This window comes from Kitasatospora sp. NPDC094028 (assembly GCF_049543595.1).
Classification (GTDB): Bacteria; Actinomycetota; Actinomycetes; order Streptomycetales; family Streptomycetaceae; genus Kitasatospora.
In genome coordinates, this window is sequence record NZ_JBMVFA010000023.1 from 35,264 (window position 1) to 61,808 (window position 26,545).

The window sequence follows — 26,545 nt, forward strand, 5'->3', positions numbered from 1 at the left end:
GAGTTGGGCATGGCGGGCAGCGAGCGTCCGATCGTCGTCGTCGGAGCCTCCCTGGGCGGTGCGAAGGCCGCACAGGCCCTGCGCGAGGCCGGGTACGAGGGCGGCATCGTGCTGATCGGCGAGGAGCACGAACGCCCCTACGAGCGGCCGCCGCTGTCCAAGGGCTACCTGATGGGCAAGGAGCCACGGGAGAAGATCTACGTCCACCCGCCGCAGTGGTACGCCGAGCACGACGTCACGCTGCGCCTGGGCACGCCCGTCGTCTCGATCGACCCGGCCGCGCACACCGTCACCCTCGCCGACGACGGCGAAGTGGCGTACAGCAAGCTGCTGTTGACCACCGGCTCGGTGCCGCGCCGGCTGCCGGTGCCGGGCGCGGAGCAGGACGGCGTGCTGTACCTGCGCCGGGTGGAGGACAGCGAGCGGATCACGACCGTGCTGCGCCCCGGCGCCCGGATCGCGGTGGTCGGCGCCGGCTGGATCGGCCTGGAGGTGGCCGCCGCCGCCCGGGCCGCCGGGGCCGAGGTGACGGTGCTGGAGGCCGCCGAGCTGCCCCTGCTGCGGGTGCTCGGCCGGGAGGTCGCCCAGGTCTTCGCCGACCTGCACCGCGACCACGGCGTGGACCTGCGCTTCGGCGTGCAGGTGGCCGAACTGACTGGCACCGGCGGCACGGTGAGCGGCGTACGACTCGGCGACGGGACGGTCGTCGAGGCGGACGCGGTGGTGGTCGGCATCGGCATCTCCCCCGCCACCGCCCTGGCCGAGGCCGCCGGGCTGACCGTCGACAACGGCATCAAGACCGACCAGCACCTGCGCACCTCGGACCCGGACATCTACGCGGCCGGCGACGTCGCCAACGCCTTCCACCCGCTCTTCGGCACCCACCTACGGGTCGAGCACTGGGCCAACGCCCTCAACCAGCCGCAGACCGCCGCCCGCGCCATGCTCGGCCGGCCGGACGCCGTCTACGACCGCGTCCCGTACTTCTTCTCGGACCAGTACGACCTCGGCCTGGAGTACCTCGGCCACGTCGCCCCGGGCGACTACGACCAGGTGGTGTTCCGCGGCGACCGGGCCGGCCGGGAGTTCATCGCCTTCTGGCTCTCCGGCGGCCGGGTACTCGCCGGGATGAACGTCAACGTCTGGGACGTCACCGACCCGATCCGCGACCTGATCCGGTCGAAGCGGGTGGTGGACCCGGCCCACCTGGCCGACCCGGCCGTCCCGCTCGACAAGGTCTGAGAATGCCCGGCCCCGGTCGGCGGATCCCGCCGACCGGGACCGACCCCGCACCCCCGCCGAGGGTGCGGGACGATGGGCCCTCAGGGGTTTCGCAGGCTGGGAGGCGCGGTGGGCGGGACGGCCGGGTTCGCCGTGGTGGTGTTCGGGGTGCTGGGCGGCGTGGTCGCCTACCTCGCCGGGGTGGTGGGGCTGCGCGAGCTGCGGCGGCTGCGCCGGGTCGGGGTGCCGGTGCGCGCGCTGGTGCGGGCCCGGGCGGCCGGGCCGGAGGACCGGGCGCTGCCGCCGCGGCCGCTGCTGCAGTTCGAGACCGAGGACGGCCGGGTGGTCGAGGTGTTCTCCCCCGTCCCGTCGACCCCGCGCCACCCGCTGCCGGACGGCGGCCACGTCCCCGTCCGCTACGACCCGGCGGACCCCCGGCAGGTGCTGGTGGACGGGCGGGAGCGGCGGCCGCTGGAGTACGGCTTCGTGGCGCTGGGGCTGCTGATGGTGCTGGTCTCGATCACCCTCGGCGTCGTCGTGCTGTGAGCTACCGCCCCGCGCGGAGGGCGGCCGGGGTGAGGCCGGTGTGCAGGCGCATGGTGCGGGTGAGGTGGCTCTGGTCGGCGAAGCCGCTCAGCTGGGCGACGACGGCGATCGGGGTGTCGGTGGTGAGCAGCGCGCGGCGGGCCCGCTCCAGCCGCAGCCGGACCAGGTACTGGTGCGGGGACTGGCCGGTGGAGGCGCGGAAGGCCCGGGTGAAGTGCGACGGGCTGACGCCCGCCACGGCGGCGAGTTCGGCGAGCGGGAGCCGGCCGTCCAGGGCACCGTTCATGTGGTCGATGACCTGGTCGAGCCGCTTCGGCGCGAGCCCGCCCTCGCGGCCGACCGCGGGCCCGGCCGGGCGGCGGGTGGCGGCGATCCGGATCAGGTGCGCGGCGAGCGCCTGCAGCATGGACTGGGCGTACAGCGGGTCGGCCGGCCGCAGGCCCTCGTACTCGGTGACCAGGCGCTCGACCAGCATGCCGAGGAACGGGTCGGTCAGGTGGAAGCGCGGGGCGAGTTCCAGCGGGCCGGGCAGGTCGCTCTCGGTGGCGAGCTTCTCCAGCCAGGCCGGTTCGAGGGCGACCAGCAGCAGTTCGGCGTCCTGCTCCCAGCGTGGCCGGGACGCCCAGCCGGCCGGGTTGACCAGCGCCTGGCCGCGGTGGAAGCGCTCCCGGCGGGGGCGGCCGTCCACCGACCACCTGAGGTCGGCGGAGCGGCCGGTGTGGACCACCACGACGTGCCGGGACGGCCCGTCCGCCGCCTCGCCGATGCCGCCCGCGCGCTCCAGGCCGCGCTCGACCACGCCCTCGTCGAGGTCGGCGCCGCTGCCGGAGAGCCGGACCAGGTGCGACTTGATCGCGGAGACGCCGGTGGGGGTCGTGGGAGTCGCCATACCGTCGATTCTGGCCCGCCCGGGCGAAGAACGACGAACGGGCGGGGCGGCCGGGCGGCCGGGCCCGTGAGGTCGTGAGCGGTTCGTTCCAGGCTCCGCAGGATCGTTCAAGCCCCCAAGGGCCGGTGCGCCGGACAGTGGTCGGGCAACGATCCCTTCGGCGGCGAGGAGCCGTACACCATGAGCAAGAACCACTCCCTGGCGGGCAAGGTCGTCCTGGTCGGCGCGGGCGCGAAGAACCTGGGCGGGCTGATCAGCCGCACGGCGGGCGCGGACGGCGCCAAGGTCGTCGTGCACTACCACTCCGACGCCACCGCACCGGACGCCGAGGCGACGGTCGCGGCGGTGAAGGAGGCCGGCGGCGAGGCGGTGGCCGTCCAGGGCGACCTGACGAAGGTCGCCGACGTGGAGCGCGTCTTCGCGGTCGCGAAGGAGACCTTCGGCGGCGTCGACGTCGCGGTGAACACGGCCGGCACGGTGCTGCGCAAGCCGATCGTGGAGACCACCGAGGAGGAGTACGACGTCATGCACGCGGTGAACGCCAAGGCCGCGTACTTCTTCATCCGCGAGGCGGGCCGGCAGCTGAACGACGGCGGCAGGGTGATCACCGTCCTCACCTCGCTGCTGGCCGCGTTCACCGACGGCTACGCCACCTACGCCGGGGCCAAGGCGCCGGTCGAGCACTACACCCGGGCGGCGGCCAAGGAGTTCGCCGCGCGCGGGATCTCGGTGAACAACGTGGCCCCGGGCCCGATGGACACCCCGTTCTTCTACGGCCAGGAGACCCCGGAGCGGGTGGCCTTCCACCGGTCGCAGGCGATGGGGAACCGGCTGACCCGGATCGAGGACATCGCCCCGATCGTGACCTTCCTGGCCACCGAGGGCGGGTGGATCACCGGCCAGACCCTGTTCGCCAACGGCGGCTACACCACCCGCTGACGCCCGCTCCCCGGGGCCCTGCCCCGGCCCGGGCAGGGCCCCGGGGACGGGTTCCGCTCACGCCAGCGCGTCCACCAGACGCCTGGCCCGGGTGTCCTCCTGCAGCAGGGCTTCCAGCAGCTGCTCGGCGCCGCCGATGGACAGGTACTCCTCCACGGAGCGCGGGTCGGAGGGCAGGGCGACCTCGCCCGCGTCCAGCGCCGCGCGGGCCCGGGCGTAGTCGACGCCGAGCCGGTCGAACAGCTCCCCCTCGGCCGCCTCGGGCGCCAACTTCGGCTCCCGTACGGCCACTTCGTGGACGGCCAGGACGGCGAGCAGGACGTGCTCGGTGCCGGGCGTCCGCCGGCCCAGGCGCTCGGCCTGGGCGTCCGTCTCCGGCCGCAGCCACGCCGCGCGCCCGGCCGCGCCCGGCTGCAGCAGCCGCTTCCAGCGCGGCAGACGGTAGCCGCCGCGGCCGAGCAGCGCGTCCCGGGTGGGGCGCAGCTGCGGGTCCAGGTCGTCCCGCCGGTCGTGGCCCTGCGCGTCCGGTTCGAGCGCGGTCTCCATCGTGCCCCTCCCACCGATGCCGATTTGCTTGAACCATACGCCAGCTTTGCTCCCCCTTTGCTGTTTCCCGCTCGTCAAGGCCTCGTCAAGACCACATCAGGACAGCGCGGAAGCAACGGTTCCCCGCCGTTGTTCCTACCGGGAGACCGCCGGGGGTACCCGAGAGGGGTGAACACCATGGCCGACACGCTCCCCGGGCCGGGCCGCCCCGAGGCGGAGGCGCCGCTGGACTCCTACTCGCGCATCGTGACCACCGTGGCCGCCGCCGTGACGCCCCGCGTCGCGGCGCTGCAGGTCGCCCGGCGCGGCCGGGGCGGCTGGTTCAGCACCGCGCTCGGCTCGGCGGTGGTGTTCACCGAGGACGGCTTCCTGCTGACCAACGCGCACGTCGTCGGCCACGCCGACGCCGGGACGCTGGCCTTCGCGGACGGCACCACCTCCCCGTTCCACACCATCGGCGCCGACCCGCTCTCCGACCTGGCCGTCCTGCGCGCGGACGGCCCGACCCCGGCGCCGGTGACGCTCGGCGAGGCGACGGCGCTGCGGGTCGGGCAGCTGGTGGTCGCGGTCGGCAACCCGCTGGGGCTGGCCGGCACCGTCACGGCGGGGGTGGTGAGCGCGCTCGGCCGCTCCCTGCCGACCCGCGCGGGCAGCGCGGTGCGCGTCATCGACGACGTGATCCAGACCGACGCCGCTCTCAACCCCGGCAACTCGGGCGGCGCCCTGGCCACGGCGGACGGCGCGATGGTCGGCATCACCACGGCGGTGGCCGGAAACGGGCTGGGGCTGGCCGTCCCGATCAACCCGACCAGCCGGCAGATCATCGCCGCCCTGCTCACCGAGGGCCGGATCCGGCGGGCCTACCTGGGCCTGGCCGGGGTGCCGGCGCCGCTGCCGCCGCCCCTGCGCCACCGCACCGGGCAGCTCGCCGGCCTGCGGATCGTGGAGGTGGTGGCCGACTCCCCGGCCGCCCGGGCCGGCCTGCACGAGGGCGACCTGCTGCTGACGGCCGGCGGCGAGCCGATGGGCAGCGCGCGGGCGCTGCAGGGGCTGATGCTCGCCGACGCGATCGGCCGCCCGCTGCCGCTGACCGTGCTGCGTGGCGAGGCGCTGGTGGACGTCATCGCCGTCCCGGACGAACTCCCCGCCGAGGACTGACCGTTCGGGCCCGATCGCCGCTGACCGGGGCGGCCGGGTCCCGGGTGGCGACCTGCTGACGGGGCGCGCGGGGCGGTCGCGGCGGGCCCTCGGACGGGCCCGCCGTCCGAAGCTGCGACCGGCGTCCCGCGCGCCCCCGGTGTGCCACCGGCGGCCGGGGCTCCGGAGTACCGGCCGGGGCCCTGCGCGCCGGTGCGGCCCGCCCCGGGGAGGCGGGCCGTCCGTGGGTGCCGCGTCAGACCGTGCCGTCCGGGCGCAGCAGCGCCACCCGTACCGTCCGGCGCGGCAGGGCCGCGGGCAGGGCGGCCAGCAGGGCGGCGGCGGTGAACATCGCGAAGTGCGCGAGCTCCCGGCCGGGCCCCGACCAGCCGAGCGCGGCGTGCCGGTGCTCGGCGAAGGCGTTGCAGCACAGCCAGGCGGCCAGCCCGATCAGCGGGGCGGCGCGCGGCCGGGCGCAGCCGCCGAGCAGCCCGCACAGGACGAGGTAGGCGAGGTACGGGGCCCGGCCCGCGTGCAGTTCGCCGAGGGCGCCGAGGCCGAGCGCGAGGGCGCCGCCGGCGAGCAGGGCGGCGGTGCCGGAGGTGCCGGTGGCCGGCCGCGTGCGCACCGGGTGGAAGCACCGCGCGCCGGGCCGGGCCCGGTACATCGGCGGCCGCCCGACGGCCGGAGCGCGGAACGTCCGCACCGCGGACTACCGCTTCGCCACGGCGAGTTCGCCTGCGGCGGCGAGCGGCAGGTGCAGGCGGGCGCGGCGGTGCAGCGCCGTCAGGTCGTGCAGCAGCTCGGGCGCCGGGACGGTCAGCACCGGGCAGCCGGCCCGCCGGGCGCAGTACCCGGGCACCGAGCGTCGCAGCCGGCGGCGCAGCGGGCCGCCGGCGTGGCCGAGGACGAGCAGGTCGTCGGGCCGGTCGGCGAGGTGCACCAGCGCGGGCCCGGCCTCGCCGCGGATCACCACCGGGCGCAGCCGCGGGCCCGGGTCGGTGCCGCCGAACGCGGCGTCCAGCGCCTCGTGCAGCCGGTGCTCGGCGGCCTCCCGGACGGCGGCGAGCAGCGGCGGGCAGGGCGAGCGGCGGTAGCCGAGCTCGCCGCCGGGCGGCTCCCAGGCGAGCACCGGCCACAGCTCGGCGTCGCACCGGCGCGCCTCGGCGAGGCCGCGGTGCAGGGCGGCCAGGCTGCCCAGTGAGCCGCTGACCCCGACCACCACCCGGGGTGTCGCGCCGTCCTGGTGCCGCCCGCTGCCGTGCATGGTCCGTCCTCGTCGTGTGGTTCGGTGCCCTTCCGTCTCCACCCAAGCGCCCCGGGGACGGTCGACCGCCGCTTCTTGACGGCTTCCTGACGCCTCGAACGGCGTTCCGAACGCACTCCTTACGCGGCTGCGCCCCGGGCCGGCGCAGCCCGCCGGCCCCCGCGTCCGGCCGGGCCGCTACGCCTGCTCGAAGTGGAAGGAGCGGATGAAGCAGTCGCGCGGCTGGCCGATGGCGAACAGGACGCAGTCGAGGACGGACTGGGCGGTCAGCGGGTCGCCCGCGGTCCGGGAGGCCTGCTCCCAGGACGGGTCGAGCGGGTCGCCATCCGTGAAGTCCGGCGGGTAGAGCGAGATGACCCGGATGCCCTCGGGGCGCAGCCGGTGGGCGAGCACGTCCGCGAAGCCGGCCTGGGCGGCCTTGGCGGCGTAGAACGCGGGGTGAGCCTCGGACCGGTGGTTCCTGGTCTCCGCGGCGGCGGAGACCAGGTTGACCACGTCCGCGCCGGCCGAGGCGCGCAGCAGCGGCAGGAAGTGCTTGGTGGTCAGCAGCGTGCCGGTGGCTCCGGAGGCGACGGTGTCGGCGATCGCGTCGTCGTCGGCGTCCCACAGGTCGGGGCCCGGCAGGTAGCGGGCACCGTTGTTGACCAGGACGTCCACCCGCTCGGCGCGGGCGGCGACCCCGGCCGCGAAGTCCTTGACGGTGGCCGGGTCGGCCAGATCGCAGGCGAACGCGTCCACCTGCGCGCCGCTGTCGGCCGCCACCTCCTCGGCCACGTGCCGGGCCCCGGCCGGCGAACGCGCGGACAGGAACAGCCGCGCCCCCGACCGGCCCGCCCGCAGCGCCAGGGCCCGCCCGAATCCGCGCCCGGCCCCGGTGACCACCATCGTGCGCCCGGTGAGGTCCATGCGCACACCCCCTTCTCCGTGGTGTCGATCTTCGTTCCCGGAGACCCTAGCGCCGCTCCCCGGTCCGTGCCCGACCGCGATCGCCGGGAGGCATCAGATGTGGATGGTGCTATCGTCACTAGCACCATGTTGCTGAAGCTGGACCTTGGCGACGCCCGCCCCCTGCACGAGCAGGTCGCGGGCGCGATCCGGCGGGCCGTCGCCGAGGGCGAGTGCGCGCCCGGGGACAAGCTGCCGCCCGCCCGGGAGCTGGCGCGGGCGCTCGGGGTGAACACCAACACCGTGCTGCGCGGGCTGCGCACCCTGCGCGACGAGGGAGTGCTGGAGTTCCGCCGGGGCCGGGGCATCACGATCGCCACGGCCGCCGACGAGCGCGCGGAACTCATCGCCCGGGTAAGGCAGTTGGTCGCAGACGCGGCCAGGGCCGGCTACAGCACGGACGAACTCGTGGAACTGATCAGGGGGATGGCGTGACGGACGACAAGCCGGAGCGCGGCGGATTCGGGGCCCCGTTCTGGGGCGCGGCGGTGTGGTCGGCGGGGGTGACGGCGCTGCTGGTCGCGCTGCCGCTGGCCGCCCGGCACCGGCTGCCGGAGCGGGTGGCCACCCACTGGGACGGGCGGGACCCGGACGACTCGATGCCCCTGCTCGGCGCCGCGCTGTTCCCGGCGGCGGTCTGGCTGGTCGTCGCGCTCGCCGTCGGCCTCACCCGGCGGTTCCGGCCCCGCCAGTCGCGCGGCTGGGCCGGGCCGGTGCTGGCCGGCACCGGGGTACTGCTCACCGGCGCGCAGACCTCGATCGTGCACGCCAACCTCGACCGCGCCCGCTGGCAGGACGCCGCCCCGATGGGCGTCGAGGTGGTCGCGATCGGCGCGGCGGCGGGCCTCGCCGTGCTGCTCACCGTGCTGGCCACCCGCCGGCACCCCGGGGAGCGGGCCGAGCCGCCGGCCGGGGCGCCGGTGCTGCCGCTGCGGCCCGGCGAGCGGGTCGCCTGGCTCTCCCGCGCCGCCAACCCCTGGCTGAACCTGGCCGCCGTCCTCTGCGGCCTGGGCGCGCTGGGGTCGGCGCTCGCGGCACTGAGCGGACTGACCGGAATCCGTTGGCAGTTGGTCACGCCGTTCGCGACCGTCGCGGTGGCGCTGTGGCTGTTCGCCTCGGTCCGGGTCCGGGTGAGCGCCGAGGGCCTGCACGTCGGCTTCGGCCCGTTCGGCCGGCCGGGCCGGCACTGGAAGCTCGCCGAGCTCGTCTCGGCACGGGCCGAGCGGCGCACCGCGCTCCAGGCCGGTGGCTGGGGGTACCGGGTCAACGGACTGGGCACCACGGTGATGGTGCGCGGCGGCGTGTGCCTGGTGGTGCGCACCCGGCGCGGCGCGGACTTCGCGGTGAGCGTGGACGACGCCGAGCGCGGCGCCGCGCTGCTCAACTCGCTGCTCGCCCAGGCGAAGGCCGCGGGGGCCGCGGGGGCCGGTACCCACCGCTGACGGCCGGCGGACCCTGCGTCAAGACGGAAAACCGCCCGATCCGGTGGTGACGCTACGGCGTCAAGCGGGTACACCAGGTGGCAGAAGTCCGGTGCAGGGAGGCCGCCATGACCCGTCGTCCCCAGGAATCAAGAGCCCTTCGAGACAATGCCGTCGACACCGCCGTCGACACCGCCGACGGCACACCCGCCGCTGCCGCCGAGAGCGCGCAGGACGAACGGACCATCACCCTCCTGCGCGTGGGCGTCGGCCTGATCGGCATCCTGCTGCCGCTCGTCCTGCCGGTGGGGAACTGGCTGTTCGCCGAGCTGCGCGGGCAGAGCACGGCCGGCTGGTGGCCGCCGTCCATGAGCGGCTCGTACTACACCAGCACCCGGAACCTCTTCGTCGGCGGGCTGTGCGCGCTCGGGGTGTTCCTGATCTGCTACCGCTTCGACCGGCGGGACGACCGCTGGAGCAGCGCCGCCGGCCTGTCCGCCCTCGGCGTCGCGCTCTGCCCGACCATGCCCGACCACCCGTCCGCCTTCCAGGCCACGATCGGCGTGCTGCACGTGGTCTTCGCGACGCTGCTGCTGTCCCTGCTGGCGCTGTTCTGCCTGTACTCCTTCCGCAACCCGCGCTCCGTGCAGCCCCGCTGGGTCGACCGGGCGTACCTGGCGGCCGGGGTGGTGATCCTGGCGCTGCTGGTGTTCGCCGTGCTCGCCGGGCTGACGGGCGTCGGCAGGGGCTGGCCGGTCCGCCCGCTGTACCTGTGCGAGTGGTTCTGCACCTGGGCGTTCGGCGCCGCCTGGATCGGCGCGGCGATCGAACTCGCGGGCGCCTCCGGGCGGTTCACCCGCCGCGCCGCCCTCCCCCGCCAGTCGGCGGCTCCGACGTCCTGAGGAGCCGCCGCATCAGTCCTGCCAATAGAACAGCAGGGTGTCGACCTTCAGCGGCACCCGCTCGCCGAAGTAGTAGACGCACAGCCCGGTGACCACCGTCCCCGTGACGGCGTCGTCGATCCAGCGCAGGCCCGCCCGCTCCAGCGGGCCGCGCAGGAACTCCTCGCCCTCGTCGCCGTGCACGAAGGGGCCGAGGGTACTGACGAAGAGGCTGACGTCCTCGTGGTGGTAGATGACGTGATAGCAGCCCTGGCCCGTCCCGTTGTCCTCGTCGGCCGACAGCGGCGCCTTCGGCTCGGCCTCGACGGCGGTCAGCACCTCGACGGCGCGGCGCAGCTGGCCGTCCACGTCGACGGGCGCGGGCGGCTCGGTGCACAGCGCCTCGACGCGCCAGCGCGGGTCGGTGTCGCGCTCGCACTTCGGGGCGTACTCGTGCAGCACCGCGCGGCGGACGTCCTCGGGCAGCCCGGGGACCTCCACCCGGGGGCTGCCGAGCCGCCGGTAGCCGGCCCGGGCCTCGGCGGCGTCGCCGGTCAGGCGGTGCAGAGCCCACAGTGCCCACAGCGCGGTGTCCACGGCCGGCTCCCCGGCCAGCAGGGCGCGCAACGCGGCAGGGTCGTCGGCCAGTTCGGCGGCCCGGTGGGCGACGGCGTGGTCCGGGTCGGCGAGCGAGTCGGTGACGTCCTGGCCGGCCGCGTGCCGCAGCCGCACCCGGGCCAGCCGGTCCTCGAAGCGGCTCCCGCCGCCTTCGCCCAACTCCGCAAGGACGTCGGCGAGCCCGTACCGGGCGACCAGCGCGTCCAGGCCCGCCTCCCCCGCCTCGGAGCGGTACGGCCAGGTGCTGGCGGCGATGGCCGACAGCCCGGGCAGGGCCTCACGGTCACCGAGCGTCCCCCGGGCCTTCAGGAAGGCCTCGCGCATCCCGAACCCGCCCTCCCGTTCGCGGTCCTCGTGCCGCAGCCAGGGCAGCAGTTCGGCCCGGTCGCCGAGCAGGTCGAGCAGCGCGATCCGGACCTCGCTCGTCTCGCCCGGGTCCTGCGCCCGGGCGATCAACTCGGCCGTCCACGGCTGCGGTAGCCGCCCGGTCAGCGCCTGCGCACAGGCCCGGCGCTGCCACCACGGGCGGGCGGGATCGGCGGCGCAGCGCGCCAGTTCGTCGGCGTCCAGGCGGCGCAGGGCGGCCAGTTCGTCCGGTCCGCAGAGCGGGGTCAGGTCGGCTATCGCGGTCACCCGTCGGATGCTACGCGCCCGGCCCATTCGGCGGGCGGGCTTTTTCGGCCCCGGCCGTCCGCACGTCGGTCAGGGCCACCAGCAGCGCCGCGAGGACCAGGCCCGCCGCGACGGAGGCGCCCAGCTGGAAGGCGTGCGCCCAGTCCGGGTGCGGACCGGCGGCGTGGGCGAAGAACACCGAGCCGACCACCGCGATGCCGACCGCCGAGCCGACCCGCTGGGCGGTCTGCAGCACCCCGCCCGCGCTGCCCGCCCTGGTCAGCGGCACGTGCTGGAGCGTCAACGTCTGGTTCGGCGAGATCACCAGCCCGCTGCCCGCCCCCGCGACCAGCAGCGGCAGCGCCGTCGTCCAGCCCACCGAGGGCCCCGACCACAGCTGCACCGCCAGCGCCGAGGCCAGCAGCCCGAGCAGCACCATCAGCAGCCCGAACACCACCAGCCGCCGGCCCAGCCGGCTCACCAGCCGCCCGCCCACCGCCGCCGCGACGCCCGAGCCGACCGCGAACGGGGTGATCGCCAGGCCCGCCTTCAGCGCCGAGTAGTGCAGGCCCGCCTGGAGGTACAGCGTGAAGATGAAGAAGATCGCGGTGAACCCGGCGAAGTACACCAGCGACAGCAGCACCCCCGCCGCGTACGGGCGCACCGCGAACAGCGCGAGGCTGACCAGCGGCTCCCGGCGCCGCCCGTACCAGCGCTCCCAGCCGACGAAGGCGGCCAGCAGCGCCGCGGCCAGCGGCAGCAGCAGCCAGCGCTCCGGGCCGTGCCACTGCCGCTCCTGGACGAACGGCAGCAGCAGCGCGACCGTCCCGGCGCCGAGCAGCAGCACCCCGACCGGGTCGAAGTCGCGGTGCCCGGCCCGCTCGGCGGCCGGCGGGGGCGGCGGCAGCAGCCGGTGGGCGAGCGGCAGCGCGGCCACGCCGATCGGCAGGTTGACCAGGAACACCCAGCGCCAGCCGTCCTGCGGCCCGGCCAGGTGGATCAGCAGCCCGCCGAGCAGCGGCCCGACCGCCGTGGACAGCCCGATGGTCGCGCCGAGCGCGCCGAACGCCCGGCCGCGCTCGGCCCCCTGGAACAGCGTCTGGATGAAGCCGGACACCTGCGGCACCAGCACCCCGCCGGCCGCGCCCTGGAACAGCCGGGCCAGCACCAGCCACTCCTGGTTCCGGGCCGCCCCGGCCAGCGCGCTGGCGGCGGTGAACAGGGCGAGCCCGGTGAGGAAGACGGCCCGCCGGCTGCGCGCGTCACCGAGGCGCCCGGCCGGGACGAGCACCAGGCCGAAGGCGAGCGCGTAGCCGCTGAGCACCCACTGCAGGCCGCTCTCCGACATGTGCAGCCCGACCCGGACGGTGGGCAGGGCGACGTTCACGATGCTGACGTCCAGCAGGGTCATGAACCCGGCGACCAGGCAGACCGCGAGCGCCTCCCAGCGCCGCCGACCGGCCCGGCCGCCACCCACTGCGGTGGCGCCGGGCGGCGGCCTGCGGGTCGGATGGGCGGGCACGACAGCCTCCTCCCGTCCGGTTCCGGGCGGTGTCGGTGCTGGTCGGCCCATCCTCGCCCGGCCCGTCCCGGGCCGCCAGGCAGGCCCCGGGGCGCTCACCCGGACGGCCGAACCCGGTCGCGACCGGATCGCGACCGGCCCGTGCGCCGCAGAGGCTGAGCCCATGACAGTCGCCACCGAGCCCCAGCCGTCCGCGCCGCCGGTGCTGGACGTCCGGCAGCGCAACGTCGTCTTCGGCACCATCGTGCTCGGCATGCTGCTGGCCGCCCTCGACCAGACCATCGTCGGCACCGCGCTGCCCACCATCGTCTCGGACCTCGGCGGGGCCGCCCACATGTCCTGGGTGGTGACGGCCTACCTGCTGGCCGAGACCGTCGCCACCGTGCTGGCCGGCAAGTTCGGCGACCTGTACGGGCGCAAGCTGCTGTTCCAGGTGTCGGCGATCGTCTTCATCTCCGGCTCCTTCCTGTGCGGCCTGGCCACCGACATGACGCTGCTGATCGCCTGGCGGGCCGTCCAGGGCATCGGCGCGGGCGGCCTGATGGTCACCGCGATGGCGCTGATCGCCGACGTCATCCCGCTGCGCGAGCGCGGCAAGTACCAGGGCGCGATCGGCGCGGTGTTCGGCGTCGCCACGGTGATCGGGCCGCTGCTGGGCGGGCTGTTCACCGACCACCTGTCCTGGCGCTGGGCGTTCTACGTCAACGTGCCGATCGCGGTCGTGGTGGTCGCGGCCGCCGCCCGGACCATCCCCTCGGTCCGCTCGGCGATGCGGCCGGTGATCGACTACCTGGGCATCGCGCTCGTCTCGGTCGGCGCCAGCGCCCTGATCCTGGCGACCAGTTGGGGCGGCAACCAGTACGCCTGGGGCTCCGGCATGATCGTCGGCCTGTTCGTCGGCGGCGCGGTGGCGCTCGCGCTGTTCTGCTGGGCGGAGACCCGGGCGGCCGAACCCATGCTGCCGATGCGGCTGTTCCGCAACCCGGTGTTCGCGGTCTGCTCGGTGCTCAGCTTCATCGTCGGCTTCGCGATGCTCGGCGCGCTGACCTTCCTGCCGACCTTCCTGCAGTACGTGGACGGCGACTCGGCGACCGTCTCCGGCGTGCGGATGCTGCCGATGGTGATCGGCCTGCTGATCGCCTCGATCGCCAGCGGCAACGTGGTCAGCAAGACGGGCAAGTACCGGCTGTTCCCGATCGCCGGCACGCTCGTGATGGGCCTCGGCCTCTACCTGCTCTCCCGGCTGGAGCCCGGCACCGGTACGGCGCTCGCCTCGCTGTACATGTTCGTGCTCGGCGTCGGCATCGGGCTGAGCATGCAGGTGCTCACCATCGCCGTGCAGAACACCGTCGACTACGCCGACCTGGGCACCGCCACCTCCGGCGTGACCTTCTTCCGCACCATCGGAAGCTCCTTCGGCACCGCCGTGTTCGGCACCATCTACGCCAACAGCCTCAAGACCGAGCTCGGCAAGGGCGTCGGCACCGCCGCCCGCCTCACCGGCGCCGACCCGGCCGTCCTCGCCAAGGCCGCCGAGAGCCCGCAGGGGCTGCACAGGCTGCCCGCCGAGCAGGCCGCGCCGATCGTCCAGGCGTACTCCGACGCCCTGCACACCGTGTACCTGTGGACGATCCCGGTGGCGGCGGTCGGCCTGGTGGTCGCGCTGTTCCTCAAGCAGGTGCCGCTGCGCGACACCGCCCGGGCCGGCTCCACCGACATGGGCGAGGGCTTCGGGCAGCCGACCACCAGCGACTCCGACCCGCACCTGGAGTACGCCGTCTGCAAGATCGTGCGCGGCGTCGACCTGAGCACCGTCCGCTCGATCGTCGGCACCGCCGACACCGGCCTCGACCTCGCCGGCGCCTGGGCGCTGATGGAGGTCGCCGGGCACACCAAGGCGGTCGGCCACGCCTCCCTGGACCTCATCGCCGCCCGCAAACGCGTCCCGCCCGAGGTGCTGGAACCGGTCTTCGACCGGATGGCCATCGAGGGCTACCTCACCCGCGACGGCGACCGCCTCGCCCCCACCGAGGCCGGCAGCCGCGAGGTCCGCACCCTCGCCGGCGCCTGGTCGGACTGGCTCAACGCCCGTCTCGACGCCGACGCCGGCCGCCCCCGCAGCCCCCAGCTGCGCACCGCCGCCACCGCCATCGCCTGGCGCCTCCTCGTCGAGGACCTCACCAACGGCCTCCCGGGCCACGCCCGCCCCAAGGACGGCGCCCGGGTGTAGGGCCGCGTCAACTGTGCTCTGACGCAAGGTTGTTGCCGTTCGCGTACGCTACCGGACCGCCCCTGCGGGAACGCTCCGGGAGAGCGGAACCGGACGGGGAGGCACGGTGGGACGGACGGCGCGGGTGGCGGGGCGTGCGGCGGTGGAGGGGGTGATGGTGCTGGTGCTGGCGCTGGGGGTCTCGACCTGTACGGGGCGGGGTGGCGGTGGCGGAAGCGTCTGGAGTGACGGCGGGGCGTCCCTGCCGACGATCGTCGCACGGCCGGCGTCCACGGGGAGCGGGGTGGTGCTCTCGGAGCCGGCCACCAGGTCGGCGCAGTGGATCGTGGACGCGCTGGCCCAGCCCGACGCGAGCCCGGAGTCCTGCCCGGCACTCTCCCGGCAGGACATGATCGTGTTCGACGACGGAGCCGAGAGCCACCGCGCGGTCGTGGCGTGGCTGGGGGACGGCACGGTGGCGTGGCTGGGCGTGGTCGTGAGGGGTGACCATCCTGACAGCACGGTCATCGCCGTCGACTCGATCGACGCCGAGGCGGCCCGAGAATCCTCGGTGGGGGTCGGAAACGGAAGGCTCGTCACCTTCTTCGCCTTCCTCCCCGGCGCCCCGGGGAGGGTCGTGCTCCAGGACGACGACCACCGCTTCGGGCCGCCGCACCAGCGGACGGTGGACTTCGGCGGCGGCCGGGAGTTCACGATCGCCGCGTACGACCAGGTCCGCTAGGCGCGGGCCCGGCTACAGGCGGGTGGTGTCGAGGTCCAGGTCGAAGGGCGCCGGGAGGTGGACGGGCGTGCCGAAGGGGTGCGGGCCGCTCTCGGTCGCGTAGCCGAGGCGGCTCGGCTCGCTGTACAGCGTGCAGCTGCGGTTCTGCCGGTCGACGAGGAGGTAGAGCGGAGCGCCGTACTGGCCGTAACGGCGGCGCTTGACGACACGGTCGGTCTCCGCGTTGGACGGGGAGCTGACCTCGACGACCAAGAGGGTCTGGTCGGGCAGCAGCGCGCCCTCGGTCTTCGCGGCGAGGTCTGCGGGAACGACGGCCAGGTCGGGGACGTACCAGTTCTCGCTGCCGGGCAGGTCGAGATTGCCCGAGCCGGACACCAGGTCGAGCTGTTCGAGCCGGACGCTGAGCTGGCGACGGACGACCTCGGCGGCCGACTCGTGCGCCCACGACGGCGACATAGGGGTGATGACTCCCTCGACGATCTCGGTGCGGTTGCCCGCGACGTGCTGGATCGCATACTTCAAGGCCCGCTCAGGGTTGCTGACGGTGCTGTAGTCGTCAGGGATATGGGGTGCTGTACTCACGACGTCTCCTTCCCATCCGCGATTCTCCACCAGGCCGTGCGATCTCGCGGCCAGTCGGCAGGTTCAACGACCGGGGCCGATGAAGGTCACGCACCGGGTGCCCCCCGTGTCGTCCGGCGGGAGACTGGCCATAGGGGGCGTTGCACGGTTGGAGCGCAGCGATGGGCGGTGGGCGGACCCTCGCCGAGGTGATCGCCGCGGACGGGCCGCTGCCGCCGCGGGAGGCGGCGCGGGTCGGCGGTGAGGTGCTGGCCGCGCTGGTGCGGGGGCACGGGGCGGGGCTGGTGCACGGGGCCGTCGAGCCGTCGCGGGTGGTGCTGGAGGGGGGACGGGCGGTGCTCGGCGCGTTCGGCGCCGGGCCGTTCGAGGGCTCCCCCGGGTACGTGGCGCCGGAGCGGGCCGCGGGCCGGCCGCCCGGGCCCGAGGCGGACCTGTGGTCGCTGGGCGCGACGCTGTACGCGGCGGTGGAGGGCCACCCGCCGGGGGCCGGGCTGCCGCCCGCGCCGCACCGTGCCGGTCCGCTCGCGCCGGTCATCGCCTCGCTGCTGCGCGCCGATCCGGCGCAGCGGCCGGGCGCCGAGTGGACGGGGCACATGCTGGACCGGGTGGCCGCGGGCTTCACGGTCGGCGAGGCGACGGCCGAGGCATTGCCGAGCCGGGAGCCGGGCGGCGGGCCGACCGGGCCGGGGGTTGCCCCGCCTCCGGGTGGGCGTCCGGCGGCGGCGCGGCGGCCGGGGGCGGTGGTCACGGTGGTGGTGCTCGCGTTGGCGCTGATCGGCGGGGTGGTCTTCGCCCTGGTCGGCCGCGGTTCGCATCACCCGGCGGCCACCACGGCCCCGCCCACGCCGCCCGCGGCCACCGCACCGTCGACGCCCACGCCGCCCGCGGCCACCGCGCCGTCGACGCCCACGACGCCCGCGACCCCCACGACCCCCACGACCCCCGAAACGCCCTCCCTCGGGACGCCCTCCACCCCGGAGCCCACGACTCCGACGCCCGCCCCCGAGACGCCGTCGCCCCAAGCCCCGTCGACCGCCCCGCCGCAGACCCCCGGGCCCGCGGTGCCGCCCGGCTACGTCGAGACCAAGGACCCGGCGGGCTTCAGCTTCGCCGCCCCCACCGGCTGGACGCGCACCGACAACGGCATGGGCGCGGGTGACTACTCGCCGGACAGCGGCGGCCACGTGCTGCGCTTCGTCGTCGCCGCCAACCCGTCCGGCCAAACCCCCCTCGACGGCTTCCGCCAGACCGAGCGCTCGCTCGCCCAGCAGGGCGGCTACACCCCGATCGACCTGCGCGCCAACACCTTCCAGGGCAACCCGGGCGCCTACTGGGAGTTCACCTTCGGCCAGGCCCACCTGGGCGCGCAGTCCTTCCTCGCGCCGAACGGCACCGAGTACACCGTCTACCTGTCCGTCCCGGACTCCGACTGGGCCTCCTACCAGCCGGTCCTCGCCACCGCGCTGAGCACCTTCACGATCCCGTAGCGGCCCGGTTCAGGGCCCGATCTCCTCGATCCGGCGGCCGTCGACCCAGGCCGACCAGCCGTTGGAACAGACGATGTGCGCCCAGTCCCCGGCGCGCTCCAGCACCTGCAGCTCCACCCGGCCGTCGATCCGGGTGACGGCCGTGAGCGACGGGTCGGGGGCCGTCCAGGCGGACATCCCGCCGGACGGGACGCGGTGCGTGGGGCGGAAGGCGGGGGCGCCGGGCGGGCCGGACGGCGGGAGCCCGGGCGCGCGACTGAACGCCCCCGACGCCGCCCCCGACGCCGCCACCGCCACCGCCACCGGCTCCGCCTTCGGCCGGTAGACCTCCTCGGGCAGCCTCAGGTCCGGGATCGGGCGCAGGAACGCGTCGGCCAGGTTGCAGGCCTCCACCACGCCGAGCGCCCGCAGCCCGAAGCGGACGGTCGACCAGTCCTCGCGGGCCCGGGTGAGGCCCTGGCTGACCAGCGCCCAGACGGTCGGTTCGGTCACCACGAAGAGGACCACGTCCTCCTGGGCGACGGGCCGGCCCGCCTCGTGGCCGACCACCTGGACGTCGTGCAGCGAGAGCAGGCTGATCCAGGTGAACAGGGTGCCCGCGAAGGTCGCCAGGGTGAGGCCGAGCTCGTACGCCGCCGGCTCGCCCGTCCCGGCCCGTTCGAGGTACCCGGCCTCCTGGTACCGGCGCAGTTCCCGTTCGGCGAGGGCCGCGGTGACCGGCGGCAGGGTCGCGCCGGTCCGTCCGCCGGGGTGCAGCTGGGAGGCGAAGAGCTCCGCGACGGCGTGGCTGATCCACCGCCGGTCGGCGACGCGCTGGGCGTCCTGCTGGGCCTCCAGGAGGTCCGACAGGGAGAGGGTGACCGGCGCGGGATCCGGCCGCCGCCCGGCGAAGGAGCGGAAGAAGGCGGTCTTGTAGGCGTCCACGAGCACCAGCAGGAAGGCCAGTTGCTCGGCGGTCAGCTCCTCCTCCGGCAGCGGCATCGGCTGCCCGCCGGAGAACTGGACCTGGAGCTGCACCCACCAGGCGAGGTCCTGCGGCGCGAACGGGGCGAGCAGCTCGTACCCGCCGTCGAGCCCGGGCCGCAGGCCGGCGAAGGTGCCCTCGCAGCGGCGGGACGCGTACAGCCGGCACTGGGTGGGCGCGCTGTCGAACAGGGCGCTGCGGGCGTCCACCACCCGGTCGGGGACGGCGAGCGGGAGCAGTGCCATCCGGACGACGGCGGCGGGCAGCTCGGTGAACTCCCTGAGCAGTTCGGCGACTTCGCGCACCGGTCCGGGGTCACCGGGTTCCGGGGCGGTCAGGTCGGCCAGCGGCGACAGCGGGCCGGGCGCGGGCAGGTCCAAGTGACGGGCCAGCGGCCCGAATTCGGCCCGCCGCAGCCGGATGGTGCGGGCCAGGCCGCCCGGTGAGGAGAGGTCGCCGGGTGCCGCGCCACCGGCGACTGCGGTACCAACGGCTTCGGTGTCCATGGCTCAACTTCCTTCCGCCGGTTCGCCTCCGCGCGCCGGTCCGTCCCCGCGCGCCGGCCCGGAGGCGATGCCCTTGGCCACGTTCCCGGCCTGTCCGCCGGCCGCCTGCGCGAGGTGTCCGCCGAGGTCGCCCAGGCCGGGGCCGGGCAGGGCGTGGAAGGCGGGGGCCATCGGGCCGGTCTGCTGGACGATGGCCGTCAGGTTGGAATCGACCTGCTCGGCCAGGCCGGTGATCGAGGTGCCGAACTTCTGCGCCGACAGGGCCTCCATCTGGGTCGGGGTGTAGACGCCCTTGCCGCAGTCGCTCAGGAACGCCTTCATGTCGAGGACCCGCTGGTAGGCGGCGGGGTCGGCGCCCTTGTAGTACATGAGCGGTTCCAGCTTGGTGGTGATGTCCTTGGCCACGCCCCGGGCGGTCTCCTGCAGCGCGCTGCCCGGGCTGAGTTCGACCGGGGTCATGTACGCCTTGTAGCTGGTCACCGAGCCGGTCTGGGCGGCCCACTTGGGGTCGGGCGGGTAGTCGAGGGCGTTGTTCTTGAGCACCGGGAGGTCCTGGTACGCCTCCGGGTGCTTGCTCTGGGTCACGGCCTGCAGGGCCTTGTCCGCGTCCTCGATCGTGCCGCCGGTGGCGGTGGCGTACGCCTGGTTGTACGCCTTCTGGAACGCCGCGTTGGCCTTCGGGGCGCTCACCGGCACGCCGTTGAGCTCCAGTTGGGAGGTGGCCTTGAACTGCTTGAGCTCCTCCAGCAGGTCGTCGGCCCGCAGCGAGGTGGGCGGGACCTTCTCCAGGTCCGCCAGGGTGCGGCGGTAGGCCATCTGGTTGAGGGCCAGGTCGCGGTCCATGCCGACGGTGCCCAGGCTCTTGGCGTTGCGCATGTCGATCAGGTCGCCGGTGGTCAGCGGCCGTCCGCCCCTGGTGAAGCCCTGCGCGTTCAGGGCGGCGACGGTGTCCTCCTGGGCCTTCGTCAGTACCGGGTTGAGGACCTCGGCGTACTGGCCCTGGACCTCCAGGGGGACGGTCTTGAGGGTGGCCTTGCCCTGGTACAGGAGGTTGATGTCGACGGCCTTCTGCGTGAGGGCCTGCTGGGCGGCGGCGATCTCGGCCGCGCTCGCGCCCTGCGCCTTCAGGGTGTTGAGGTTCTGCGCCATCTGCTGGAACTCGTCCGCCGCCTTGCGCCCGGCGGCCTGTTCGGTGAGGTAGGCGGCGTCGACGGCGGGCGTGGCGGTCGGGACCGGGCCGGGCGGCGGCCGGCCGCCGGGCAGCTTGCTCAGCGCGGAGGCCTCGGTGGCCGCGTCCGTCGCCGCCGGGCCGATGTTGCGGATGCCGAGCCCGTGCAGCCCGACGGCGTTGCCGAGGTCCTGGACGAAGGCGAGCGCGATCCCGAGCCGACTGCCCTGCGGGGCCGGGCTGTTGGGGTCGACGACCTGGCCGATGGTGGCCTGGTAGGCGGCCTGCAGGGTGTTGATCGGCAGCACCGCGTTCGCCGTGCCGAGCAGGGCGTGGCCGATCCCGCCCTCCTGGTAGCCGACGCCGAAGCCCTGGACGGCGTTGCGGCCGACCATGAACGCCCCGAGCTGGGCGGCGCCGGCGGCGGTCAGCGGCACCGCGAACGGGGCCAGCAGCAACTCCCCGGCGATGGCGACGTGCTGCCAGCCGACCGCGGCGGCCTCGTGCTCCTGGGCCGCGATCGACTCCAGCTCGGCGGCGGCCGCCTCGCTCTCGGCGCGGCCCTGGGCCTGGGTGAGCAGGGCGGTGCTCAGCTGCCGCAGCCCGCCATCGGTGTCGGTGCCCGGGGCTCCGCTCTCGATCTGCCGCAGCACCCGGTTGGCCATCTCGAACTGGCCGGGCGGCAGGTGGTCGATGAGGTTGCTGAGGTAGTTCTCGCGGGCCTCGACGCCGTCGAGCCGGTGCAGGTAGTCGGTGTAGTCGCGGTCGGTGGCCGCGGCGGCGGCCTGCATCTTGACCATGCCGTCGTCCCGGATCCGCTCCCGCTCCGCGTCGCCGGCCACGTCGGCGGCCGGGACCATCGCCTCCAGGCTCTGGAGGGCCTGCAGCTGGTCGGGGGTGAGGCCCTGGGCGGGGTCGAGACCCGCTTTGAGGGTCTGCAGCTGCTGCCAGTACGAGGGGTCGTACATGTTGGCGCCGTCGAGCGCGGCGAGCCGGTTCCGGATCGCCTGGGCGGGGTCGGGTGCGGGCGGCGCGGCGGCGGGTGCGGGTGCCGGGGCGGGGGGCCGGCCGGGCAGGGGCTGGGCGTCCCCGCTGGGCCCTTCGTCCAGGGGCTCGGGGCCGGGTGGCAGGTCGGGGAGCAGCGGTGCCGGCTCGTCGGGTGGCAGTGCCGGGAGCGGGCCGGCGTCCACCGGGAGGTCCGCCCGCGTGCCGGGCAGCGTCAGCGCCGGATCCGCCAACCCTTGTGCGTGGCGCCAGTTGAGGTACTGGTTGAACTCGGCGTCGGTGGGCGGATCGGGGTAGCCGGGGTGGGTGGCGCGCCAGCGCTGGAAGGCCGGGTCGTCCAGCAGGCCCTGGATCCAGTTGTTGATCGCCTGGCGGTCGCCGGGCGGCAGGCCCGGCTGCGGCTGCCACGGCGCGCCACCGCCGCCGTCCGGGCCCTTCGTGTCCGGGCCCTCCGTGTCCGAGCCGCCCGCCAGGGACCCGGCGAGGTGGCCGAGGAACGAGCCCAGGATGCCGCCCGCGCCGGCCGCGACCGCCCCGACCGCGGAGTACCTCAGTACCGTGCTGCTGCCGGTGCAGCCCAGCCAGGACTGGCCCCGGAGCTTGCATTCGAGCTCTCCGCCGTCGTCGGCGTGGGCCGGGACGGCGTCGGTGATCCCGTGCAGGACCAGGACGGTGCCGACGAGCAGCAGGAGGCAGGCGGTGGCGGGCGGGCCGGTTCGGGTGGTGGCGAGCAGGGCGGCGGCCGCCGCGAGGACTCCGGCCAGGACGAACTTGGCGGCGGTGTCGGTGACGAACGTGGCGACGATCAGCGACGCGGCGGAGCCGAGCATGCCGACCGTCATTCCGGTGGCCCCGGTGATCCGGTGGTGGCGGGTCGGGGCGACCTGTTTGACCAGCGCCGACCAGATCCGTCGCAGGAAGGTCGACACGATGCTCCCGAGCACGGTCGGCGCGCCGGCCAGCACGCCGACGGCCAGCACCGCGCCGGCCGCCGGCGGGACGACCTGGGCGGCCAGCAGCGCGACCGCCGCACCCCACAGCAGGTGGACACCGGACGCCCGGTCGCCCCGGACCAGCCCGGCGAGGGTGCGTGGCAGAGCCCGCAGGTCGGCGAGGAAGCGGGCGGTGCCGACCGCGTGCCAGTAGCCGAGGACGCCGAACAGGACGGTGGTGACCAGCCCCCAGAAGAGCGCTCCCTGGAAGAAGTTGCCGTGGCTGGTGGCCGGCGCCCCGTGCGGCACCTTCCGCCAGCCGCCGTAGCGGACGGCGATCAGGAAGACGTTCACGACGTAGCCGACCACGCCGCCGACCACCGCCCCGGTCACGGCGGACCAGACGTGCTCGCGCAGCCACCGGGGCAGCTGCCGGGCGACGTCGCCGAGGGTGGGGACGGTCCGCGGGGCCGTGACCGTGGTCATCTCAGCGCTCCGTCCGGTCGACGATGACGAACCCGCCCGCGTACGGCTGGTCGGAGGTGCGCACCCGCAGCACGGCGTTGCCCGCCGAGGCGAAGCAGGCCGTGGTGGTGCTCCCGGGCTCCAGCCGCGGCGATCCGACGGCGGCGGCGGGCAGCGTGTACGGCACCGGGTCACCGTTGCGCAGGGTCACGCAGCCGTGCGCGGGGACCCGCAGGTACTGCGGGTGGAACCGGCCGTCCAGCACCAGGGCGCTCGGGCCGGGCGCCACCCGCTCGCCGGCCCGCACCGGCGCCGGGGTGCCGAACGGCCGCTGCCAGACCACCAAGGCGAGCAGGACGGCCAGCAGCGCGTAGGCGGTGGGGTGCGGCCCGATCTCGCGCAGCCGGCGGACGGTGCGTTCGGGGTCGGCGACCAGCAGGCCCAGCGGCGCGCCGTAGGCCAGGTGCCCGGCGTAGGCGATGGAGATCAGGCCCGCGCCGCGGAGGTCGTAGACGCCGGCGACGGGCGAGGCCACCGCCAGGGTCTCGATCATCAGTCCCCAGACGAGGGCCCACTGCCAGCGCCGGCCGGAGGCGAGGACGGCGTAGGCGATCCCGAAGCCGATGCCGTTGGAGAAGTGGAACGCCCAGCCGAGCAGCCCGGTGCGCGGGCTGGAGGAGGCCGTGCCCAGGGCCAGCACGCCGTAGGTGTCGACGGGGGCGAAGAGCCGGACCCCGGCCAGCGCGAACGGCACCCGGAAGAGGTCGTAGCCGAAGGTGCCGATCAGGCCGCCGACCGTCCCGACCACGAGCGCCCGGTGCACCCGGGCCAGGTGCGTCCGGCGGGCGCTCCACACGCCGATGGCGGCGAGCAGCGCCAGGCCCGGCACGGTGACCGACCAGAACCAGACGGCGAACGGCGCCGGCCCGTACGCCCAGGCCAGCAGGGGGGTGACGGGGAGCAGGCCGAGCAGCGCGCAGAGGGCCCCGACACCTCGCCCACCGGGCCCGGCGGGGGCCCGGACCATCGGACTGTCCACGGTCGAGGTGTGCTGTTCTCCTCGTGCCCGTTCGGCCATACCGGGGTTCCGATCCGACCTTCTCCTGCCACGATTCCACCGGCGGGTGACCCACGGCAACCGGTGACCGAGGGCTACTGCTCACCCAGGGCCATCGGGTGACCGAGGGTTACAGCTGCCAGACCCGGATCGTGCCGTCCCGGCTCGCCGAGACCGCGCGGCGGCCGTCCGGGGTGAAGGCCACGGCGTCGACGTTCCCCGTGTGGCCCTCGTAGCGGCCCAGCTCCCGGCCGTCCCCCGGGTCGACCAGCCGGACGCGGTTGTCGACGCCGAGGGTGGTGAGCAGGTCGGCGTCGTAGTGGTCGGTGCCGCTCCCGGTCAGCAGCCGCCGGCCGTCCGGGGACACCGCCAGGCAGAGCAGGTTCCCCGCTCCGACCTCGAAGCGGCCGGTCTGCGCGCCCGTGACCGGGTCCCACACGTGCAGCAGGTTGTCCATGGTGGTGGCCACGAGGAGCTCGCCCCGGACGGCGAAGCCGACGCCGGTGACCGCGAACAGCCCCTCGCCGAACCGGCGCAGCTCCCGCCCGCCCTCCACGTCCCACAGCCGGACCTGGTCGGCGCCGAACTCGTACTGGGCGCAGCCGGTCAGCAGGTGCCGGCGGTCCGGGGAGAACGCGACGGCGGTGACGTCCGCGGTGTGCCCCGGGAGGCGCCGCAGCTCCTGCCCGGTCGCCGGGTCCCAGCAGCGCACGGTGTGGTCCCCGCAGCCGGTCGCCACCAGCCGGCCTTCCGGGGAGAAGGTGGCGGCCAGGCAGCCCTGCTCCTGCCCGTGGAGGCGGCGCAGCTCCGTCCCGGTGTCGGTCTCCCACACCACCGCCGGGCCCCAGACGCCGCCGGACACCGCGAGTCGGCCGTCCGGGGACAGCGCCGCGCACTGCACGCCGTCCTCGTGCGCCGCCCAGTGCCGGAGCTCCGCGCCGGTTTCGAGGTCCCAGAGCCGGAGGGTGCGGTCCTCGCTGCCGGAGAGGAGCCGGTGCCCGTCGCGGGAGACGGCGAGGCAGGTGACGGCCGCCGTGTGGCCGGTCAGGACGGACGGCCCGGACGGCGGGCTCGGGGGCGCCGGGCTCGCCGGAGGCGGGCTCGGGGGCGGCTCCGGCGGCGGGCCGGGCGGGGGTCCCGGGGGTGGGCCGGGCGGTGGGCCCGGGGGTGGGCCCGGCGGCGGGCCGGTGGGGGGTGTCGCGTCAGCCGGCATGTCGCGCTCCAGCACGAGGAGGGAACCCGCCCGCGACCACTGTCGACGCTACGCCTCCCCGGGCCCGCGCGCTCCACCCGTTCAGCGGCGGTGGCAGCGGGCCCGGCTGGGTACACATGGCCAGCTCGTACCCAGACGACCGAGGGAGCAGCACCACCATGGACAAGGACCAGCTGGCCCACCTGGAGCAGCGGATCAGCCACCTCATCACGGTGACGAAGTCCGTCACCACCGACGATTACGAGGACCTGCGCAAGATCATCCACCGGCCGGGGTACACCACCCCGGCCGAGTGGGCGCTCCTCCTCAGCACCGTCGACGGGCTGATCCGGCAGACCGAGATCGTGGCCGAGGCCCGCAAGGGCCTGATGGACGGCGCCAGGGCGGTCGAGACCGGCTGATCCCCGGCCGGGCGGAGGCCCGCAGGGCCCTCGCGAGTGGAGGACCGCCGACCGGCGGAACCGATGGCCTCGGTTCCGCCGGTCGGCGTTTCGGCGTTTCGGCGTTTCGGCGTTTCGGCGTTTCGGCGTTTCGGCGTTTCGGCGTTTCGGCGTTTCGGCGTTTCCGGCCGGCCTCCGCCCGTCGGCGTTCCGCCGGTCAGCCCGCGAGCGGCGGGTTGAGCCGGGCGAAGCCCTCCTGGCGGCGGTACGGGAAGTACGGGTACGGCGCGGTGCGGGCGCTCGCCGCGTCCAGGCGGGCCACCTGGTCGTCCGTCAGCGACCAGCCGATGGCGCCGAGGTTCTGCCGCAGCTGCTCCTCGTTGCGGGCGCCGATGATGACCGAGGAGACGGTGGGCCGGCGCAGCAGCCAGTTGATCGCGACCTGCGGGACGGTCCGGCCGGTCTCGGCGGCGACCTCGTCGAGCGCGTCGACCACCCGGTACAGCAGCTCGTCCTCGACCGGCGGGCCGTAGTCGGCGGTGTCGTGCAGCCGGCTGCCGGCCGGGAGCGGGTGGCCGCGCCGGATGCGGCCGGTGAGGCGGCCCCAGCCGAGCGGGCTCCAGACCAGGGCGCCGACGCCCTCCTCCTGGGCGAGCGGCATGAGCTCCCATTCGTAGTCGCGGCCGATCAGGGAGTAGTAGACCTGGTGGGCGGCGTAGCGGGGGCGGCCGTGCCGGTCGGCGAGGGCGAGGGACTTCATCAGCTGCCAGCCGGAGAAGTTGGAGACGCCGGTGTAGCGGATCTTGCCGGCCCGGACCAGGTCCTCCAGGGTGGCGAGCACCTCCTCGATCGGGGTGGCGGCGTCGTAGGCGTGCAGCTGGAAGAGGTCGAGGTGGCCGGTGCCGAGGCGGCGCAGCGCGTCGTCGACGGTGCGGATCAGCCGGGCCCGGGAGGTGCCGGCGTCCTGCGGGCCGTCGCCGGTCGGGAGGCCGGCCTTGGTGGAGATGAGCACCTGGTCGCGGCGGCCGCGCACGGCCTGGCCGAGGACCTCCTCGGAGGCTCCGTCCGAGTAGACGTCGGCGGTGTCGAAGAGGGTGACCCCGGCGTCGATGGCGATGTCGAGCAGGCGGCGGGCCTCCTGGACGTCGGTGGTGCCCCAGGCGCCGAACAGCGGGCCGCTGCCGCCGAAGGTGCCGGTGCCGAGGCTGAGCGCGGGGACCTTGAGTCCGGAGGCGCCGAGGCTGCGGTATTCCATGGTGGTGGCGTCGCTGGTCATGCGTGTGCTCCCCTC

At 75.2% G+C, this 26,545-nt stretch carries 24 protein-coding genes; 11 read left to right on the forward strand and 13 right to left on the reverse strand.

The annotated features are described in order from the left end of the window. Window positions 1-9: 9 nt before the first annotated feature. Window positions 10-1,242: an NAD(P)/FAD-dependent oxidoreductase gene (locus ACPC54_RS28230; protein WP_498968756.1), complete on the forward strand. Its 1,233-nt coding sequence runs from the start codon at window positions 10-12 to the stop codon at window positions 1,240-1,242. A 108-nt stretch (window positions 1,243-1,350) separates the two neighbouring features. Beyond that, window positions 1,351-1,767 carry a DUF3592 domain-containing protein gene (locus ACPC54_RS28235; RefSeq protein ID WP_498968757.1) on the forward strand — a complete coding sequence of 139 codons (417 nt, stop codon included), beginning with the start codon at window positions 1,351-1,353 and terminating at the stop codon, window positions 1,765-1,767. A 1-nt stretch (window position 1,768) separates the two neighbouring features. Here the strand turns inward: ACPC54_RS28235 and ACPC54_RS28240 are convergent, their stop codons facing one another. Then, window positions 1,769-2,656, reverse strand: a complete 888-nt coding sequence (locus ACPC54_RS28240) for a helix-turn-helix domain-containing protein (RefSeq protein WP_498968758.1) — start codon at window positions 2,654-2,656, stop codon at window positions 1,769-1,771. Between the two features lie 180 nt (window positions 2,657-2,836). On the opposite strand from ACPC54_RS28240, the gene ACPC54_RS28245 reads away from it, so the two are divergent. Then, window positions 2,837-3,595 carry an SDR family oxidoreductase gene (locus ACPC54_RS28245; RefSeq protein ID WP_498968759.1) on the forward strand — a complete coding sequence of 253 codons (759 nt, stop codon included), beginning with the start codon at window positions 2,837-2,839 and terminating at the stop codon, window positions 3,593-3,595. A gap of 57 nt (window positions 3,596-3,652) precedes the next feature. Here ACPC54_RS28245 and ACPC54_RS28250 read toward each other — a convergent pair whose 3' ends face one another. Next, window positions 3,653-4,141: a hypothetical protein gene (locus ACPC54_RS28250; RefSeq protein ID WP_498968760.1), complete on the reverse strand. Its 489-nt coding sequence runs from the start codon at window positions 4,139-4,141 to the stop codon at window positions 3,653-3,655. 177 nt (window positions 4,142-4,318) lie between these two features. Here ACPC54_RS28250 and ACPC54_RS28255 point away from each other — a divergent pair, with 177 nt between their 5' ends. Continuing rightward, window positions 4,319-5,299 carry a S1C family serine protease gene (locus tag ACPC54_RS28255; protein ID WP_498968761.1) on the forward strand — a complete coding sequence of 327 codons (981 nt, stop codon included), beginning with the start codon at window positions 4,319-4,321 and terminating at the stop codon, window positions 5,297-5,299. 235 nt (window positions 5,300-5,534) lie between these two features. Here the strand turns inward: ACPC54_RS28255 and ACPC54_RS28260 are convergent, their stop codons facing one another. From ACPC54_RS28260 to ACPC54_RS28270, 3 genes are all read right to left on the reverse strand, one after another. Then, window positions 5,535-5,906, reverse strand: coding sequence for a hypothetical protein (locus ACPC54_RS28260; RefSeq protein WP_498968762.1), 372 nt, complete (start codon window positions 5,904-5,906; stop codon window positions 5,535-5,537). Between the two features lie 84 nt (window positions 5,907-5,990). Next, the gene (locus ACPC54_RS28265) at window positions 5,991-6,545 is read right to left on the reverse strand and encodes a universal stress protein (protein WP_498968763.1); all 555 of its coding nucleotides are present in this window, start codon (window positions 6,543-6,545) and stop codon (window positions 5,991-5,993) included. Window positions 6,546-6,722: 177 nt separating this feature from the next. Continuing rightward, on the reverse strand, window positions 6,723-7,451 hold the full coding sequence (locus ACPC54_RS28270; RefSeq protein WP_498968765.1) for an SDR family oxidoreductase: 729 nt from the start codon (window positions 7,449-7,451) through the stop codon (window positions 6,723-6,725). 126 nt (window positions 7,452-7,577) lie between these two features. On the opposite strand from ACPC54_RS28270, the gene ACPC54_RS28275 reads away from it, so the two are divergent. From ACPC54_RS28275 to ACPC54_RS28285, 3 genes are all read left to right on the forward strand, one after another. Next, entirely contained in the window at window positions 7,578-7,925 is a 348-nt protein-coding gene (locus ACPC54_RS28275; protein ID WP_498968767.1) for a GntR family transcriptional regulator, read from the forward strand. Beyond that, the gene (locus ACPC54_RS28280; RefSeq protein WP_498968769.1) at window positions 7,922-8,932 is read left to right on the forward strand and encodes a DUF1648 domain-containing protein; all 1,011 of its coding nucleotides are present in this window, start codon (window positions 7,922-7,924) and stop codon (window positions 8,930-8,932) included. The genes ACPC54_RS28275 and ACPC54_RS28280 overlap by 4 nt, the downstream gene beginning before the upstream one ends. 107 nt (window positions 8,933-9,039) lie before the next feature. Next, window positions 9,040-9,813, forward strand: coding sequence for a hypothetical protein (locus ACPC54_RS28285; RefSeq protein ID WP_498968770.1), 774 nt, complete (start codon window positions 9,040-9,042; stop codon window positions 9,811-9,813). A gap of 12 nt (window positions 9,814-9,825) precedes the next feature. On the opposite strand, the gene ACPC54_RS28290 is transcribed toward ACPC54_RS28285, so the two are convergent. Both ACPC54_RS28290 and ACPC54_RS28295 read right to left on the reverse strand, forming a co-directional pair. After that, window positions 9,826-11,043: a hypothetical protein gene (locus ACPC54_RS28290; protein ID WP_498968771.1), complete on the reverse strand. Its 1,218-nt coding sequence runs from the start codon at window positions 11,041-11,043 to the stop codon at window positions 9,826-9,828. 10 nt (window positions 11,044-11,053) lie between these two features. Then, a complete protein-coding gene (locus ACPC54_RS28295) occupies window positions 11,054-12,595 on the reverse strand; it encodes an MFS transporter (RefSeq protein WP_498968772.1) in 1,542 nt (513 codons plus the stop codon). A 112-nt stretch (window positions 12,596-12,707) separates the two neighbouring features. Between ACPC54_RS28295 and ACPC54_RS28300 the strand changes: the two genes are divergently transcribed. Together ACPC54_RS28300 and ACPC54_RS28305 are read left to right on the forward strand one after the other, a co-directional pair. Beyond that, window positions 12,708-14,774: an MDR family MFS transporter gene (locus ACPC54_RS28300; protein ID WP_498968774.1), complete on the forward strand. Its 2,067-nt coding sequence runs from the start codon at window positions 12,708-12,710 to the stop codon at window positions 14,772-14,774. A 286-nt stretch (window positions 14,775-15,060) separates the two neighbouring features. Further along, the gene (locus tag ACPC54_RS28305; RefSeq protein WP_498968776.1) at window positions 15,061-15,495 is read left to right on the forward strand and encodes a hypothetical protein; all 435 of its coding nucleotides are present in this window, start codon (window positions 15,061-15,063) and stop codon (window positions 15,493-15,495) included. Between the two features lie 12 nt (window positions 15,496-15,507). On the opposite strand, the gene ACPC54_RS28310 is transcribed toward ACPC54_RS28305, so the two are convergent. Beyond that, window positions 15,508-16,077 carry a Uma2 family endonuclease gene (locus ACPC54_RS28310; protein ID WP_498968778.1) on the reverse strand — a complete coding sequence of 190 codons (570 nt, stop codon included), beginning with the start codon at window positions 16,075-16,077 and terminating at the stop codon, window positions 15,508-15,510. A gap of 161 nt (window positions 16,078-16,238) precedes the next feature. Between ACPC54_RS28310 and ACPC54_RS28315 the strand changes: the two genes are divergently transcribed. Next, on the forward strand, window positions 16,239-17,564 hold the full coding sequence (locus ACPC54_RS28315; protein ID WP_498968780.1) for a serine/threonine kinase C-terminal domain-containing protein: 1,326 nt from the start codon (window positions 16,239-16,241) through the stop codon (window positions 17,562-17,564). A gap of 9 nt (window positions 17,565-17,573) precedes the next feature. Here the strand turns inward: ACPC54_RS28315 and ACPC54_RS28320 are convergent, their stop codons facing one another. The 4 genes from ACPC54_RS28320 to ACPC54_RS28335 form a co-directional block, all read right to left on the reverse strand. Next, on the reverse strand, window positions 17,574-19,034 hold the full coding sequence (locus ACPC54_RS28320) for a hypothetical protein (RefSeq protein ID WP_498968782.1): 1,461 nt from the start codon (window positions 19,032-19,034) through the stop codon (window positions 17,574-17,576). Window positions 19,035-19,037: 3 nt separating this feature from the next. Next, window positions 19,038-22,625 (reverse strand): hypothetical protein, encoded by a 3,588-nt coding sequence (locus tag ACPC54_RS28325; RefSeq protein ID WP_498968784.1) that lies wholly within the window; start codon window positions 22,623-22,625, stop codon window positions 19,038-19,040. A gap of 1 nt (window position 22,626) precedes the next feature. Next, window positions 22,627-23,643, reverse strand: a complete 1,017-nt coding sequence (locus tag ACPC54_RS28330) for a hypothetical protein (RefSeq protein ID WP_498968785.1) — start codon at window positions 23,641-23,643, stop codon at window positions 22,627-22,629. Window positions 23,644-23,791: 148 nt separating this feature from the next. After that, window positions 23,792-24,874 (reverse strand): WD40 repeat domain-containing protein, encoded by a 1,083-nt coding sequence (locus ACPC54_RS28335; RefSeq protein WP_498968786.1) that lies wholly within the window; start codon window positions 24,872-24,874, stop codon window positions 23,792-23,794. A gap of 158 nt (window positions 24,875-25,032) precedes the next feature. Here ACPC54_RS28335 and ACPC54_RS28340 point away from each other — a divergent pair, with 158 nt between their 5' ends. After that, a complete protein-coding gene (locus ACPC54_RS28340) occupies window positions 25,033-25,275 on the forward strand; it encodes a hypothetical protein (RefSeq protein ID WP_498968788.1) in 243 nt (80 codons plus the stop codon). A 196-nt stretch (window positions 25,276-25,471) separates the two neighbouring features. Here ACPC54_RS28340 and ACPC54_RS28345 read toward each other — a convergent pair whose 3' ends face one another. Continuing rightward, a complete protein-coding gene (locus ACPC54_RS28345) occupies window positions 25,472-26,509 on the reverse strand; it encodes an aldo/keto reductase (RefSeq protein WP_498968875.1) in 1,038 nt (345 codons plus the stop codon). Window positions 26,510-26,545: the final 36 nt, after the last annotated feature.